Source organism: Chryseobacterium polytrichastri (assembly GCF_900142445.1).
In the GTDB taxonomy this organism is placed as follows: Bacteria; Bacteroidota; Bacteroidia; order Flavobacteriales; family Weeksellaceae; genus Chryseobacterium; species Chryseobacterium polytrichastri.
This window is the reverse complement of the sequence record NZ_FRAV01000010.1, coordinates 1-16,285: the sequence shown is the minus strand read 5'-3', so window position 1 is coordinate 16,285 and position 16,285 is coordinate 1. Positions and strand designations below refer to the sequence as shown.

12 protein-coding genes are annotated in these 16,285 nt (G+C 36.4%); 6 read left to right on the top strand and 6 right to left on the bottom strand.

The features are described 5' to 3' along the window. Nucleotides 1-18: 18 nt before the first annotated feature. From BUB80_RS08065 to BUB80_RS08040, 6 genes are all read right to left on the bottom strand, one after another. Nucleotides 19-2,250, bottom strand: a complete 2,232-nt coding sequence (locus BUB80_RS08065) for a GH92 family glycosyl hydrolase (RefSeq protein WP_073292426.1) — start codon at nt 2,248-2,250, stop codon at nt 19-21. 120 nt (nt 2,251-2,370) lie between these two features. Continuing rightward, nucleotides 2,371-3,342 (bottom strand): glycoside hydrolase family 130 protein, encoded by a 972-nt coding sequence (locus BUB80_RS08060; RefSeq protein ID WP_073292425.1) that lies wholly within the window; start codon nt 3,340-3,342, stop codon nt 2,371-2,373. Between the two features lie 31 nt (nt 3,343-3,373). Beyond that, complete coding sequence (locus BUB80_RS08055; RefSeq protein ID WP_073292424.1) at nt 3,374-4,675, bottom strand: MFS transporter; 1,302 nt, start codon at nt 4,673-4,675, stop codon at nt 3,374-3,376. Between the two features lie 160 nt (nt 4,676-4,835). Next, nucleotides 4,836-6,461 (bottom strand): SusD/RagB family nutrient-binding outer membrane lipoprotein, encoded by a 1,626-nt coding sequence (locus BUB80_RS08050; protein ID WP_073292423.1) that lies wholly within the window; start codon nt 6,459-6,461, stop codon nt 4,836-4,838. A 17-nt stretch (nt 6,462-6,478) separates the two neighbouring features. Further along, a complete protein-coding gene (locus BUB80_RS08045; RefSeq protein ID WP_083547119.1) occupies nt 6,479-9,439 on the bottom strand; it encodes a SusC/RagA family TonB-linked outer membrane protein in 2,961 nt (986 codons plus the stop codon). Between the two features lie 363 nt (nt 9,440-9,802). After that, entirely contained in the window at nt 9,803-10,681 is an 879-nt protein-coding gene (locus tag BUB80_RS08040; protein ID WP_073292422.1) for a helix-turn-helix domain-containing protein, read from the bottom strand. Between the two features lie 186 nt (nt 10,682-10,867). On the opposite strand from BUB80_RS08040, the gene BUB80_RS08035 reads away from it, so the two are divergent. From BUB80_RS08035 to fabF, 6 genes are all read left to right on the top strand, one after another. Next, a complete protein-coding gene (locus tag BUB80_RS08035; RefSeq protein ID WP_073292421.1) occupies nt 10,868-11,740 on the top strand; it encodes a helix-turn-helix domain-containing protein in 873 nt (290 codons plus the stop codon). A gap of 84 nt (nt 11,741-11,824) precedes the next feature. After that, entirely contained in the window at nt 11,825-12,241 is a 417-nt protein-coding gene (locus BUB80_RS08030) for an OsmC family protein (protein WP_073292420.1), read from the top strand. 230 nt (nt 12,242-12,471) lie between these two features. Beyond that, nucleotides 12,472-13,077 carry a TetR/AcrR family transcriptional regulator gene (locus tag BUB80_RS08025; RefSeq protein WP_073292419.1) on the top strand — a complete coding sequence of 202 codons (606 nt, stop codon included), beginning with the start codon at nt 12,472-12,474 and terminating at the stop codon, nt 13,075-13,077. A 10-nt stretch (nt 13,078-13,087) separates the two neighbouring features. After that, nucleotides 13,088-14,356, top strand: coding sequence for an acetyl-CoA C-acetyltransferase (locus tag BUB80_RS08020; RefSeq protein WP_073292418.1), 1,269 nt, complete (start codon nt 13,088-13,090; stop codon nt 14,354-14,356). A gap of 9 nt (nt 14,357-14,365) precedes the next feature. Then, entirely contained in the window at nt 14,366-14,791 is a 426-nt protein-coding gene (locus BUB80_RS08015; RefSeq protein ID WP_073292417.1) for a PaaI family thioesterase, read from the top strand. A 1-nt stretch (nt 14,792) separates the two neighbouring features. Further along, a complete protein-coding gene (fabF, locus tag BUB80_RS08010; protein ID WP_073292416.1) occupies nt 14,793-16,037 on the top strand; it encodes a beta-ketoacyl-ACP synthase II in 1,245 nt (414 codons plus the stop codon). Nucleotides 16,038-16,285: the final 248 nt, after the last annotated feature.

Genomic DNA, 16,285 nt, shown 5'->3' with positions numbered 1-16,285 from the left:
CGTTATTTTTTATTAATCTTATTTTACAGGTTTATTTCCCATCACAAATCTCAGTTCCCCTCCGTTCATGATGTCACTGTGATTAAGTTCCCAGCTTTTATATTCTTTACCATTGAGGAACATTTTCTGAACATAGATATTTTTATCAGAAATTTTATCTGCAATCACAGTGAAAGTTTTTCCATTTTCTAATTTAAGAGAAGCTTTCGGAAACTGAGGCGCTCCGATTGCATACACAGGCTTACCAGGCGTCACCGGATAGAATCCTAATGAAGAGAAAATATACCATGCCGACATTTGTCCGCAATCTTCATTGTTTACGATTCCGTCGGGCTTTGCAGCGTACATATTATCACGGATGAATTTGATCATCTTCTGCGTTTTATAAGGACTTCCCACATAGTTGTAAAGATAAGGAACGTGGTGTCCCGGCTCATCTCCAAATCCTAAAGAACCAATGAATCCTGAAATATCTACGTGTTGTTCTCCCTCCATTTTAAGGGCTTCGGTAAAGGTTTTATCTAATTTATTTTCAAAACCTTTTTTTCCTCCGTATAAGTCCATCATTTCATCAATCTTATGAGGAACAAAGAAATCATACGCCCAGATATTTCCTGAAACCCAGTGTGGCTGAAGTTTTTTCCAATCGTTCAAGACAAAATCCGGTAAGAATTTTCCGTTTTTCTGTTTTGGCCAGAAATGATTATTTTCTTTATTAAAAGTATTTAAAAAGCTCATAGAACGCTTTCTATACACTTCTGCTTCGTCTTTTTTGCCCAGCTTTTCTGCAAGTTGCTGGATACACCAGTCATCATAAGCATATTCCAGCGTGGCAGAAACAGAAGCTCCGTTTTCTGAAGGAGTATAGCCTAATTTAATATAGTCATTAAGACCTCCGCCTCCATCACTGCTGCTCATTTTATCGGTTAAAGAAGCATCTTTCATGGCTGCAAATGCTTTTTCTTCATCAATACCCGGTACTCCTTTAGAAATAGCATCCCAGATTACCGATACACTGTGATAGCCAAGCATACAGAAATTATCGTATCCGCAAAGTTCCCAGATCGGCATATGATCTTTACGATCTGTATATCGGCTGATTAAAGAGTTTGCAAATTCTTTCGTATGTTTTTGATCCATAATGGTCAACAAAGGATGAGTAGCCCTAAAGCCATCCCAATAAGAATAGGTACTGTAGTTAGTAAACCACTTGGTATTCATATTTTCCTGTGCTGCCACATAGTCTCCGTTGGCATCCATATAAAGATTAGGAGCAATAAATGTATGATAAACCCCTGTATAGAAGATTTTTCTTTGGTCATTTGTTCCGCCTGTTACCTCAAATCTACTGATAAGATCTCTCCATGTCTTCTGTGCCGTTTCTTTCGCTTGAGCAAAGTCTACATTTTTTGCTTCGGTATCAAAATTTTCCTGTGCATTTTCTATGCTTACGGGAGATAAAGATACTTTCACCTCAATACTTTCATTCTCTTCCGTAGAGAATTTCACATACGCTTTAGCATCTTTAGCCAAAGCCATTTTTTCATTGCTTTTTATTTTTCCTTCCGCATATACTCCATAAGATTTAAACGGTTTAGAAAACTCCATAACAAAATAAGCAAAGCGCTTTCCTCCCCAGCCATTGCTGTAGCAATATCCTTTAATTTTATTATTTCCTTCTATACTTACCAATGTATGGTAAATATTTCCAAAAATTTTGTTCGTAGGATCTATAATGATATTAGATTCATCACTTTTTGGAAAGGTATATTTATGAAAACCCACCCTTGGAGAAGTTGTTAATTCTGCTTTAATTCCATAGCTGTCTAGCATCACAGAATAATAACCCGGTGATGCAGTCTCTCTTTCGTGGCTGAATTTTGAGCGATAGCCTGTTTCAGGATTGTCTTCTGTACCCGGCGTCATCTTTAAGGCACCCACAGTTGGCATTACCAGAATATCACCAAGATCTGCCCAACCTGTTCCACTAAGGTGGTTATGACTGAATCCCATAATCGTCTTACTGCTGTAATGGTATCCTGAACACCAGTCCCAATCTCCACTTTTTGTATTCTGATCCGGACTTAACTGAATCATTCCAAATGGCGTTGTAGCTCCTGGAAAAGTATGACCATGGCCACCTGTTCCGATGAACGGATCTACCCAAGAAAGAACATCATTCTTCTGTTGTTGAGCATGCCCCGTAGAGAGCAGAGCGGTAAAAAAATAGATAAGCAATTCTTTCTTCATGATAGGTATATCGGGCTTTTTAATATAAAAATTTGTCTAAAAATATGAAAACCAAAACAAAGATCTTTACTCGAAAAAAAATAAGTTGATCTACATATTCCGTAAAAAATTCTAACTGACTTAGATTGAGTTCTTTTTCATAAAATCAATTATTTCTGAAATATATCCGAAGGCAATAGCCACCACCGTATCGGCAGCGCCATAATACACGGTAACTTTATCTCCTTCTGTTAATGCAGCACAAGGGAAAACCACATTCGGCACATCTCCTGTTAGCTCATACGATTCTGCAGGAGCCAATAAATAAGGCTTCGTTCTATACAGTACTTTTGTAGGATCTTCAAGATCCAGCAATGCTGCTCCCATTGAATATCTGAAACCTCTGCAAGTATTAATTACGCCATGATAGAAAAGTAACCATCCCTCTTCTGTTTTAATAGGAACCGGGCCACCACCAATCTTGGTACATTGCCAAGCGCTATCTTCAAAAGGCGTTACTTTCATTACGCAACGGTGTTCTCCCCAATATTTCATATCAGGACTGTAGCTGATGTAAATATCTCCAAAAGGAGTGTGTCCGTTATCACTTGGACGGCTCAACATTGCATATTTACCATTGATTTTTTCAGGGAAAAGCACTCCATTTCTATTGAATGGCAGAAAAGCATTTTCACACTGGAAAAACTCTTTAAAATCGAAAGTATAACCAATTCCGATAGTTGGTCCGTTATATCCATTACACCAAGTAATCCAATAACGGTCTTCTATGAAAGTGACACGAGGATCATATTTGTAGTCAGATTCTATCATTTCAGTATTTCCGGCCATCATTTCAATAGGATCATGATTGATCTCCCAATTGATTCCATCTTTACTGAAACCTGCAAAAATATTCATCTGCACGGCTTTGTTATCACATCTGAATACGCCTGCAAATCCGTCCTCAAAAGAAGTTACGGCACTATTGAATATACTGTTCGACGTTGGTATTGCATATCTGTTAATGATCGGGTTTTCGGAGAACCTCCACATAATATCATTGCTATCTTCCGGGCGATCCTGCCAAGGGATCATTACTGATTGAGCTGTCATAAAGTATTTTTTACTTTTTATTTAATTTTGTTTATTGATTGATCTCTTGTTCTTTTTGATTTTCTAAATAGGGAAACGGAACAAATAATGTCACTAAAAATGCCGGAATCGTAGCTACTAAAACCCAGATGAAAAACATTTTATATCCTATACAGTCGCTGATCATCCCGCTGAACATTCCCGGAATCATCACCCCAAGATTCATAATACCGGTGGCAAATGCATAATGGGCTGTTTTATGTTTTCCAGGTGCTATCTGTTGCATCATATAGAGCATGAGCCCTACAAAACCAAACCCATATCCAAAGTATTCTACCACAACAGCAACACCTACCGGTAAAAGATCAACCGGCTGATAGTACGCTAATAAAGCATATACAATGAATGGAATATTGAAAGCGCAGCACAGCCAGATCAACGATTTTTTTAGTCCACGGGCTGAAATAAAATAACCCGCCAACACAGATCCTAAAATAAATGCGGCTGAGCCATACGTCCCATAAATTAGTCCTATTTCTGAAGTAGATAATCCTAATCCTCCAGAAGATCTTGGCGCTTTAAAAAATAAAGGCGCAATTTTTATGGCAAAACCTTCCGCAAAGCGATATAGAATAATGAACAGGATAGACCATATTATTTTTCGTTTTGTAAAGAAAGAGGTAATAACTTCCAATAATTCTTTACGGACATTCCTAGCTGATTTTTCTTCTTTTGGTACTTCTCTCTCTTCTTTTGGCAAGATGAAATAATGATAAACAGCCAGTGCAAAAAATAACAATGCATAAATCCCCATAATAAGCATCCATGCATGGGTAACCCCTTTTGTTTTTTCTAAAACTCCGGCGAAATACACCAATGCTCCACTGCTAATAATCTTTGCCAAATTGTAGAAGGCGCCCTGCCAGCCAATATATTTTGCCTGTTCTTTATTGGTAAGAAAACCAATATAAGTTCCATCTGCTACCACATCATGCGTTGCTCCACAAAATGCAACAACCGCAAAAAGTGCAATGCTGTATTTAAAAAAATCGGGCAACTGAAGGCTTAAGGCAACGAGCGCAAAAAGAATTCCTATCGCAAACTGGGTAAAAACAACAAAGAACTTTTTAGTTTTATAAATCTCCAGAAAAGGACTCCACAACGGTTTCAGTGTCCATGAGAACATGATAAGCGCTGTCCAGAAAGTAATTTTGGAGTCTGAAATCCCCATATCCTTATACATAATTCCGGATACGGCATTAATGGTTACAAATGGCATTCCCATTGCAAAATATAAGGTCGAGATCCAGAGGATAGGATTTACCAGACGGTTTCCTGAGTTGTTTTTTATCATGCTTAAAACTAAAATACTAAATGAAAAGAGACATCTTACTATTTCATCCCGGCTAAAATGAAACTATATACTAAGAGGTTTCCCTCTCCTACCGAAATGAAAGTATCAAATAAAAATCCGATTCCTAAGATGTCTCTATATTTTGAGTGATTTTGATTAATTATTTCTTATCCCACCATAGCTTAGTTGCTCCGGTATCTGGTCCGCTAAGCGTTTGTAAAGCCTGTTGATAATTATAAAGTGATGTTTTAGTATCAATAGTAAAAGGAATTCTTCGGATCATAGCATCCGTACTGATTAATCCGCCACTATCATTTTTTCTTATTTTGAAGAGAATAGGATATCCTGTTCTTCTCTGTTCTGCCCAAGCTTCAGGTCCGTTAGGATAAAGACACAACCATTTCTGGGTAATAATTCTTTCTAATTTTCTTTCGTTTGTATCTGTATTATTCCAACCAATGGTAATTGTACTTAACTGAGGGTTCCCAGCAGCTACATTATTATCTGCATTTTTTGGATCGATATAAGGAGCTTCGGTATCAGTGGTATTCGCAAGATAAGCTGCAACGTTGGCACTTTTCCCCCATTCACCAAAAGACTGCTGAACTCCAGATTCATAATTCATCTTCATATCACCAGCTCCTGTATAGCCTCTCAGGGCAGCCTCAGCTCTAAGGAAATAAGTTTCTGCAGCAGTAAATAATTTCATTTTACCATCAGTCGCCGAAAAATAATCTCCGTTTGCAGACTTGGCCTGTGGTTGTGAAAATCCACCATAGGTTGTTTTACCATTTAATAAATCAATTCCCTGACGTATTCCTATATATTTTCCCTGAACACTACTATCTGTTGCCGGAAGAGCATACGCAGAAAGTCTTGAATCTTTATATCCGTTCATATAAGCCATTAAAGGTGCACCTATCAAACAGTCTCCCCAAGAATAGATAATAAAACTTAATTCAGACTGACCTACACTGATTAATGCATTATCAGCATTATCAGTAATCAATCCTGCCGACGATGCAAGAGCTTCTTCAGCATATTGTCTAGACTTCACAGGGTCAGCGTAGCTCATTCTCATGGCTAATCTCAGCTTAAGAGAATTGGCAAATTTTGCCCACTTTACCATATCTCCACCATATACCAAATCAGCATTTTTTAGTGAAGATTTATCTTCTACGTTTTGTGTTGCTGAAGTGGCAATTACTTTTTGTAAATCAGTAATCGCTGCAGTAAGGTCAGTGATAAAATAATTATAAGCATCTTGTTGAGAGTCAAAATCTGTTGTTCCGTTAGGATTTGGCTTTTCATATTTACTGTATACCACGGGCCCATGATTGTCTGAAACTCTTGCTGCTGTAATAACTTTCAGAATTTTTTTAACAGCAAATGTTCCCGTAAAATCTACTCCTTCATAGATTACTTTCGCAGCATTATCAATAATGATAGAATAGTTGAAAATATCCTGTTGCCTAGCAATAATTCTGTTGTTCCAGTTATCCATCATAGAGTAGGTAAGATTATTTACTCCTCCATTGAATGGAGATGCAGTACTGAACATTCCACTGTACATATCTGCACTCAAATTGGGATACAGCTGATAATCTGCCTGCAAACCTCTTTGCATGGATTTCATAGGATCAACAACGGCAATAAAATCTGCGTAAAAATTTTCAGGTCCGCCCAGTTTTTCCTGATTATATTGGTCAAAGTCATTGGTACATCCTGAGATCGAAAACAGCACTACAGTACCGAACACCAATGTTTTAATAGTATTGATTTTCATTTTCTTAATTGTAAAAGTTAGAAGTTAGCTTTTAATGATAATCCGACAGATCGGTTAACTGGTAATCCAAATGAATCTACCCCAACCCCACCAGGTGTATTTCCAGATACCTGTTCAGGGTCAAACGGTGCCTTTTTATAGAAGAAAAACAAATTGGTTCCTACTAAACTTACCGTTGCATTTCTCATGTATTTTGACTTAATATCAAAAGTATATGAAATAGAAGCCTGACGTAATCTTACCGTTGTGGCACTGTACATATAGGCCTCGTCAATTCCTTTTCCATATCCTTCAGTAGTTCCTACTTTTTGATAATAATCTTTCGGATCTGTTAAACCAGTATAAGCCTGTCCTGCATTTGGAGTTCCTGGTGCATATACCGCATTTGGAATCGATACCCCTCCGGCATCTCTTGCATCAGCAGAAGCTTGGCTTACCCCATATAAATCATTAGCTTTTTCAGTAAGAGAAAGAACCTGACCCCCAAATTTACCATCAACAAGGAAAGAGATTCCTAATTTGCCAATATTAAAAGTATTATTAAATCCTAAAATAAATTTAGGGTTCGGGTTACCCAAATAAGAAGGAGTGTCTTCTGCTAATGGAATCCCTTTCTCATTCACTAAAATACGTCCTTGCTCATCTCTTTTAAATTTAATTCCGTAAAGATCTCCGAAAGACCCTCCCAGTTTAAGTTTTGTATACTCTCCCCCTCCAGTCAATGAGAAAAGTTGCTCTTCTGAAATACTCAACCTTGATGGGAATAGCTCAACGATCTTGTTCTTATTCACAGATCCATTCAATGACGTAGTCCATCCAAATTTTTCTGTATTGAAAATTTTATAAGATAAAGAAGATTCAAAACCTATATTTTGTATCTTTCCTGCATTAATGTAATAGGATCCTGTAGGAATACCTCCTAAATTGGAAGCAATTTTGGTTTCCAACAACTGATTACTCGTATTGGAATTATAATAGGTAATATCAAAACTTAATTTATTATTCAACATTCTTAGCTCTGTACCCGCTTCAAAAGTTTTATTAAGTTCGGGTTTTGGAAACAATTCTTTAAAATTAGGATCTGTAATGAAAGAACTCTTAGGATATACAATCGTTCCTGCATCTACTCCGTAAGAATATGCTTTGTTGAACTCAACCATTGAATTTGAGATATTTGCAGGCAATCCCAACCCAACAGTTGCATAAGATCCTCTTATTTTCCAGAAATTAATTGTTTCCGGAAGCTTAAATATGGATGATAATATAGCATTGGCTCCTACAGATTCATAATCAAATCCTGTTCTTCCGGTTAGCGCTAAACTAGAATCCCAGTCATTTCTGAAAGTCATGTCTACATAGAACATATTTTTGTATCCAACAGATGCACTTGCAAAAACCGACTGCACCTGTCTTTTCATATTGGTATAGATGTAATGATAACCATCTCCAGGTGATCTGTTTGTACTCCATTGAAGGTTATTCAGAGTAAAAAGATTCGGATTTGCCAGATATGCATTATCAATCTGTGTTATCTTATTTCTTGTCGTATTGATACTTCCTCCTACTGTAAAATCCAAAGAAATAAACTCATTTAGCTTAGGACTACCGATAAGTAAAACATCGCCATAGGTAGAAGAATTTTCATATACATTTTTAAGAATTCTACCATTCTTTCCCCCCGCCAATAAACTAGGTGCTGAGAAAGCAGCAATATCACGCTGGCTGTCTGATATATTCCAGCTATAGTTCCCTCTCACTCTTGCAGACAACCATGGATTGATCTGATAAGACAACGCAAGTGCTCCATAGGCATTTTTATTGCTTACAGTAACCGGATTTTTGTTTAAGATCCAATAAGGATTTTGCGTTACCGGATTTCCTTTAAAGCTTCCGTCTGGGTTAACCTCCCACCAGTTTTGAGCTGGTAAAAATCTGGTTTTATCTATATAAGAATAATTATCGGGTCCATATTGATCAAAGTCTACTCCTCTTGGTAACCAGTACAAACTTGTCAAGGGCGAAAAAGATGCTCCTGGCGTTTGTCTATTTTTACTTTCCTGCAGTGAACCAATGAAGTTGGCATCTAATGTCAACTTATCATCCATGAACTTACTAGAATTCCTGAAAGAGACATTATACTGATCAAAATATGACATAGGAACCACTCCTTTATTTGTGGTATTCCCAACAGAAAAATAATTGGTAGATTTTTCATTCCCAGACTGGAAAGAAAGACTGTTTACCCATGTAGTTCCTGTTTGCAGAAAATCTTTAAGATAATCTTTAGATGCTCCTTTTGCACCCCAGCTCTGTACAGATTCTCCAGGCTGCTGTCCTGAGACAGATGGGTCATAAGACAAATAACTGTGTTGCAGTTTTGGAAGGCTATACGCTCTGTCCGCCGTGAGGCTGGTGCTGTAAGTAATAGTACTTTTACCTGCACGTCCTTTTTTTGTGGTAATCAAAATAGCTCCGTTTCCTCCGGCAGAACCATATAATGCAGAAGCAGAAGCTCCTTTCAAAAAGTTCATGCTTTCAATATCATCCGGATTAATTGAGCTCAGTACATCTCCGGGATCCGGCATATTGGAGTACTGTCCAATATCTGCAGACTTCCCTGTACCATTCACAATAGGAATTCCATCGATTACATACAGTGGCTGAGTGTTGGATACCGATTTGTTCCCTCTCATAATCACCCTTACGGAACTTCCTACCCCGTTCGTTCTGTTGACTTGTACATTGGAAACTTTTCCGTTGATAGAATTTAAAAGATTGGGCGTTTTTACCGCAGTCAGTTCATCTCCTCCAATCTGCTGGCTAGAATACGTCAGCGAGCGGGCTTGTTTTTTTATCCCCAAAGAAGTGACAACAACCTCCTGAATATCGGTTGTCTTGTTGGTGTCGGCTGTTTTCCTCTCCTGGGCATTTGAATAAAAGGAAAGAACTAATAGAACCGGTATAACTGCTTTTCTCATAAGGCTTAGATTAGTTAGATTTAATTGAGAATCAATCACATCACTTTAGCATTCGATACAAAATTTTCTTATTTTTTTAGCAATACTTTGCTCTTTATGCATCAGATAATTTAAAGTTTTCTTAAGATTTAATTCACATTAGCAAATCTAAATTTTGTTACCAGTCAGATATAATACTATTTTGTCATAAAATGATATTATTATTTCATTTCTATTTTAGAAAGAATCATATTGAACTTATTTACAAATAGATACACTGAATTTTAAGGGGTTAAATCCAAGAAATTTATTTCACTTTTTAACAAAAAAATCCGGATCTTGAAATCCGGATTTTCTATAGATAATTTTATGAAGTGAGACTTTTTATTCAATTTTTTTCACCCCTTTAAACTGTTCCCTAAACTCTGTAGGCGTTGTTTTCTTGATGGATTTAAAGACCTTATTAAAATTAGCAATGTTATTAAAACCTGCCTCAAAAGCAATTTCAAAAACCGTTAGATTTTTTTCCATAAGCCATCGGGCGGCATAACTTATTCTTACTTCGTTAAGATAATTTACAAACGTTTTACTAATTCTTTTTTTGATAAATCTGTTGAAAGTCACATTGCTCATATTTACAAGCGATGCAACATCGTCCAGTGTTATTTTATTTTCAAAATTTTTGTGTACAAAATCATGAACAATTTTCATTTTATCATTATCAGCAAAGGTCTCCAAATCAATACTGTAAGATGATAAAAATGTTTTATCTTCTGCGACAGCCAGCTCATTAAGAATCTTCAAGATTTCAATAAAAGATTCAAAACTGTTCATTTTAGACAAATTGAGAAAAGAATCCTTTAGCTTTTCAGCTGTTTCTGTTGAAAATAAAATTCCTCTAATAGATTCTTTTATCAGTTTATTAATCGGTTTCAATACATTTTTCTCCATCAATGATTGATTGAAAAAATCCTGATTGAACTGTACTGTGATCTCGTGGGTTTTCCTATTCTTACATTTGTAATTAGCCCAACAATGCGGAAGATTTGGTCCTACGATAACCAACTCTATATCTCCAATCTCGCCTGTATGATCACCAATCATTCTGCGGTATCCTTTTCCTTTGTAAACAAAATTTATTTCAATCTCGGGGTGGTAGTGATAAGGGTAATCAAATGATGCTTTAATACGGTCAAACACAAGAAAGCTATCTTCGGGAGATAGTGGAGTTATTTCTCTCAGAATATTTTCTAATTCGCTCATATAGCAGTTTGGGAAAAAGGGTTAACAGTACAAATCTTTGTAAAAATGCTAAAATAATATCAATCTAGGGAGGTATTCTTTTATTTTTTTTAAGAATCCTATCCATCCTTTTTCAGTTCAATAGTTTTCAATAATTTAATGTATTAAAATCATGCTTTTTTGTATCTTTAAACTTAAAGTAAATCTATGGGATTACAAGATCTGGTTTTTGAAGACAATTATAAAAAATTCGGACTCAATCTATTTTCTAACGAAAATCTTGAAACCATCAACAAAATAAAATCTCAACCTTATATAAAAATACTTTTAGTTCCTGCAGGATATGAACTGACTGTAGATTTCAATCATTACAAAACAGAAGCTCCTACTCTATTTTTTCTTACCTATCAATATTTTGACATTAAAAACGGAAGTGCTGAAGCGGCTTCACTTCTTTATTACAACAGAGATTTTTATTGCATCCAAATTCATGATAAGGAAGTAGCTTGTGACGGTTTGCTTTTCCATAATATCTTTGAAATTCCGAAAGTTGATCTTGATGATTCTGAATCAATGATCATTAAAAACTTATTTGAAAACATCCAAGAAGAGCTAGAATGGAAAGAATCTTCCAGCGAAGAAATGATCCGAACCTATTTAAAACAAGTCATTATCCGCGCCACCAGAAAATGGAAAAAACAAAATCTGGATAACGACACCGTAAAAATTCCGAGTAATGAATTGGATGTGTTCAGAGATTTCAGCAGACATCTGGAAATCCATTTCAGAGAGAAGCACAATGTGGCCGATTATGCAGAATTGCTTCACCTGGCCCCGAAAACATTAACCCATAAATTTAAAAGCTTACATCTGGATTCACCCAATCAGTTTATTATCAATCGAATTTTACTGGAAGCTAAAAGGCTGCTATTCTATACCGATAAACCTGTTAAAGAAATTGCTTACGACTTAGACTACGAAGATCCGGCTTATTTCAATCGGCTTTTCACTAATAAAATTGGAAACACTCCCGTTAATTTCAAGAAAAACTACACCTCGGGAAAAAAGTACAATATTTAGGTCTTTTTATCTATTTATTCTGCTTAATAACCTCTATATCTTTGTATCATCAAAAACAAACAACATTAAATAAAACAAAACATTATGAAACGTAACGCAACAGCCGTTTGGAACGGTAACATCAAAGAAGGAAAAGGACATTTAACCACTCAAAGTACAACGCTAAACGAAACTCAATATTCTTTCAACAGCCGTTTTGCTGACGGAGTAGGAACAAACCCAGAAGAATTATTGGCAGCAGCTCACGCAGGATGCTTTACTATGAAACTAAGCGCAGAGCTTTCTCAAGCTGGTTTTACTCCGGAAGAATTGGTTACAAAATCAGTAATCACACTTGATCCAACCGTTGGAAAAATTACAAAATCTGAATTAACTTTAACTGCAAAAGTTCCGGGACTTTCAGAAGAAGAGTTTCAAAAGTTTGCTAAAATTGCTGAAGAAGGATGTCCTGTAAGTGCAGCTTTCAATTTTGAAATTACTTTGACTGCTACTTTGGCTTAAATAAAAAAATGAATCATTAAGGTCTTTTTTAAGAAGATAAGTAAATTAAGGGAATGGATAAACTTTAAATTCGCTTGCGAATCCTTAATAATCTTAATGACTTAATCAAATCTTAATGGTTAATAAAAAAATTAAATCTGAGCTTATCCAACAGTTCAGATTTATTTTTAAAACAAAATATACCACTTGGTATATTTTTGTATCTTTGCAGCATAATTTCATTACAGGAAATGTCAAAAGCAGAAAAGACAAAACAATTTATTATTGAAAAAACAGCCTCTTTATTTAACACAAAGGGCTATACTTCTACGTCGCTTTCCGACATAACAGAAGCTACAGGATTAACAAAGGGAAGCATCTACGGAAACTTTGAAAATAAAGACGAAGTAGCTCTTGAGGTCTATAAATACAACTCAAGTTTACTGGCAAAAAGTATGACAAGATCTTTAGGTGATGAATTCCCAACCACTATTGATAAACTTAATGCCTTTGTTAACTTCTACAGAAAAAGCTGGAAAATGGTTTTTGAAAGTGGTGGATGCCCGTTAATGAATGCCGCTACTGAAGCTGATGATACTTTTCCCGCTTTACAAAAACAGGTTTCGTTATCCTTCGAAATTTGGATTAAAAAAATTGTATCTGTTATTGTGCAGGGACAGCAAAAGAAAGAGATTCATCAACATATCAATGCCGAAGAATACGGGGCACTATTTATCATGATCGTTGAAGGAGGCATTCTGCTTTCCAAAACAACAGATGATGAAAAATACCTCAACCTTGCTTTAGACAGGATTTTATTAATGATTGACAAAGAACTAAAACTCCTTCCATCATAAAATTGACGCTATGGAAACAAAAAAAGTAGCAATCGTAGGATACAACAGAATTCCTTTTGCCAGAATGAATACCGCTTATGCAGATGCAGACAATCAAAGTTTATTGATTTCTGCGTTGGATGGGCTTATTGATCGTTATCACTTAAAAGGAAAACTTTTAGGTGAAGTGGCAGGCGGGGCTGTCATCAAACATATTTCTGAAAGCAACCTCATCAGAGAAACAGTGATGAATACTTCACTCGATCCTGCAACTCCTGCTTGTGATTTGCAGCAAGCTTGTGATACAGGAATTGAAGCAGCTATTTACATCGGAAATAAGATTGCCTTAGGCCAAATCGAAAGTGGAATTGCCTGCGGGGTTGAAGCGATGAGCAATATCCCGTTTGAATCTTCACCAAGATTAAGAAAAGCATTGTTGAAAGCCAACAAAGAAAAATCTGCTTTTGGAAAACTAAAACACTTGTTAAGTCCAACACTGAAAGACTGGATGCCGATTCCCTACAAAGGACAAGAACCCAAAACAGGTTTAGTAATGGGCGGACACACAGAAATTACCGCAAAATATTATCAGATTTCCCGTGAAGATCAGGATGAATTAGCTTTTAAAAGTCACCAAAATATGGCTAAAGCTTATGACGAAGGATTTTTTGATGATATGATCACACCCGCTTTTGGTTTAGATAAAGACAATAACCTTCGTCGTGATACAAGTTTGGAGAAATTAGCTTCATTAAAACCCGCTTTCGATAAACAAAACGGAACGCTGACAGCCGGAAATTCAACTCCATTTACCGATGGAGCTTCTGCCGTTTTATTGGCAAGTGAAGATTGGGCAAAAGCTAATAATCTTCCCATCTTAGCCTACATCACATTCTCAGAAGTCGCAGGAATTGAATATGTTGAAAATAAACAAAACTTATTATTAGCTCCCGTTTTCGCTGCAGACAGAATGCTTAAAAAAGCAGGAATGAGTTTAGAAGACTTTGATTATTATGAAATTCACGAGGCTTTTGCTGCACAGGTTTTAGCCACCATTAAAATTTGGGAGAATGATGATCTTGCGAAGAAATTCGGATTAGAAAAAGCATTAGGAAAAATCGACAGAACCAAATTAAACGTAAAAGGCGGAAGTCTTGCCGCAGCCCATCCTTTTGCAGCAACAGGCGGAAGAATCATTGGTACATTGGCAAAATTACTGAACGAAAAAGGAAGCGGAAAAGGATTTATTTCCATCTGCGCTGCCCGCGGACAAAGCGTAACGATGATCTTAGAAAAATAAAACTGAAAAATGGACAGATTAGAACAATTAAAACAATTCATCGGAAAAGAATTTACCCAATCTCCTTCTCCTTTTATGAAATGGCTCAACCCCATCGTACTTTCTGTGGAAGAAGGACATTTGGAGTTTCAATATAAGGTAAGGCCAGAATGGCTAAATCCGATAGGAAATCTTCATGGCGGAGTGACCGCAGCTATTGTTGATGACATCATTGGAGCGACAATGTTCTCCCTAAATGAAAATTCTTTCATCACAACTATCAATAATGTCATAGATTATTTCTCCACTGCAAAAGAAAATGATAATATTGTAGCCGAAACGAAAATCATTAAAAGAGGAAAGCAATTTGTAAACGCACAATGCGAAATATGGAACGCAGATAAGACGCGTTTAATTGCAAGGGGAACCTCTAATCTATTTAAAATCAATAACTAATATGAAAAGAGTTGTCATTACAGGACTAGGTGCAGTTACACCTTTGGGGAATAATGTCGAAGATTTTTGGCAAAACAGTATTAATGGTGTCAGTGGGGCCAACTTAATTACCCATTTCGATACCGCAAAATTTAAGGTACATGTAGCTTGTGAGGTTAAAAATTTTGATCCAAAAGCACATTTAACACATCAGGAAATTAAAAGAAGTGATCTGTTTTCACAATATGCAATGTATTCTAGTGCGGAAGCTCTTAAAGATTCAGGGCTTGAACTGGAAAATATGGATCCATTCGATACCGGTGTCATCTGGGGAACAGGACAAGGCGGAATGTGGACTTTCGAAAGTGAGGTGATGGAATTTACAAAAGGAGATGGAACCCCAAGGTTTAATCCGTTCTTCGTTCCGAAATTCATTGCCAATATGGCATCAGGAATGATTTCCATGAAATTTGGTCTTCAGGGTATTAATTATACCACGATTTCAGCTTGTGCTACAGGGAATACAGCGATAATGGATGCTTTTAATTATATCAGATTAGGAAAAGCGAAAGTAATTGTAAGTGGTGGTTCTGAAGCAGCTATCACTCCGGCTTCTGTAGGAGGTTTTTCTATTATGAAAGCAATGTCTACAAGAAATGATGATTTTGCAACAGCAAGTCGTCCTTATGACGCCAACAGAGATGGTTTCGTAATGGGTGAAGGTGCAGGAGCTTTGATTCTTGAAGAATATGAGCATGCTAAAGCAAGAGGGGCAAAAATTTATGCAGAATTAGTTGGTGCAGCGATGACAGCCGATGCTTATCACATGACAGCACCTCATCCAGATGGTGTTGGAGCAATTAAAGCAATGCAATTAGCACTAAATGAAGCGGGAGCAAATATCGAGGATATTGATTATCTTAATCCTCACGCCACTTCTACTCCAATGGGAGATTTGGTTGAATTAAAAGGAATTAACAAATTATTCAAAGGAAGCAAAAACCTTGATATCAGCGCTACCAAATCAATGACTGGTCACTTATTAGGTGCAGCTGGAGCAGCAGAAGCCATTCTTTCTATAAAAGCAATTGAGCAAGGAATTATTCCACCAACAATTAATCTTCATAATATTGATGAGAATATTCCGAAAGACGTAAATATTGTTTTTGGTGAAGCTAAAGAAAAAGATATTACGTTTGCTTTAAGTAATGCTTTCGGTTTTGGAGGGCATAATGCTACTTTGGTTTTCAAGAAGTTTACTTCGTAGTAATCTTTCTCGCTGATTTTGCAGATTACGCAGATCTTTTTAAACATAATCATCTGCTAAATCAGTTTAATCTGCGAGAGGTAAAATATTATAGTTTAGATTCTTCCTTCGTCAGAATGACAAACATGCTGGAAAATTCTAGTAAAAATTTTATTTTGACTAGTCCTAAAATAGGTTTACAAGTTATCAATTAAGATACGAATCCGGAAGATTTTACTTTTCCGGATTTTTTATGCATCATTTCCGGT

What these genes read in the sequence shown, in the direction of transcription:
- BUB80_RS08065 (WP_073292426.1), bottom strand. Translation starts at nt 2,250, where the DNA reads ATGAAGAAAGAATTGCTTATCTATTTTTTTACCGCTCTGCTCTCTACG.
- BUB80_RS08060 (WP_073292425.1), bottom strand. Translation starts at nt 3,342, where the DNA reads ATGACAGCTCAATCAGTAATGATCCCTTGGCAGGATCGCCCGGAAGAT.
- BUB80_RS08055 (WP_073292424.1), bottom strand. Translation starts at nt 4,675, where the DNA reads ATGATAAAAAACAACTCAGGAAACCGTCTGGTAAATCCTATCCTCTGG.
- BUB80_RS08050 (WP_073292423.1), bottom strand. Translation starts at nt 6,461, where the DNA reads ATGAAAATCAATACTATTAAAACATTGGTGTTCGGTACTGTAGTGCTG.
- BUB80_RS08045 (WP_083547119.1), bottom strand. Translation starts at nt 9,439, where the DNA reads ATGAGAAAAGCAGTTATACCGGTTCTATTAGTTCTTTCCTTTTATTCA.
- BUB80_RS08040 (WP_073292422.1), bottom strand. Translation starts at nt 10,681, where the DNA reads ATGAGCGAATTAGAAAATATTCTGAGAGAAATAACTCCACTATCTCCC.
- BUB80_RS08035 (WP_073292421.1), top strand. Translation starts at nt 10,868, where the DNA reads ATGGGATTACAAGATCTGGTTTTTGAAGACAATTATAAAAAATTCGGA.
- BUB80_RS08030 (WP_073292420.1), top strand. Translation starts at nt 11,825, where the DNA reads ATGAAACGTAACGCAACAGCCGTTTGGAACGGTAACATCAAAGAAGGA.
- BUB80_RS08025 (WP_073292419.1), top strand. Translation starts at nt 12,472, where the DNA reads ATGTCAAAAGCAGAAAAGACAAAACAATTTATTATTGAAAAAACAGCC.
- BUB80_RS08020 (WP_073292418.1), top strand. Translation starts at nt 13,088, where the DNA reads ATGGAAACAAAAAAAGTAGCAATCGTAGGATACAACAGAATTCCTTTT.
- BUB80_RS08015 (WP_073292417.1), top strand. Translation starts at nt 14,366, where the DNA reads ATGGACAGATTAGAACAATTAAAACAATTCATCGGAAAAGAATTTACC.
- fabF (WP_073292416.1), top strand. Translation starts at nt 14,793, where the DNA reads ATGAAAAGAGTTGTCATTACAGGACTAGGTGCAGTTACACCTTTGGGG.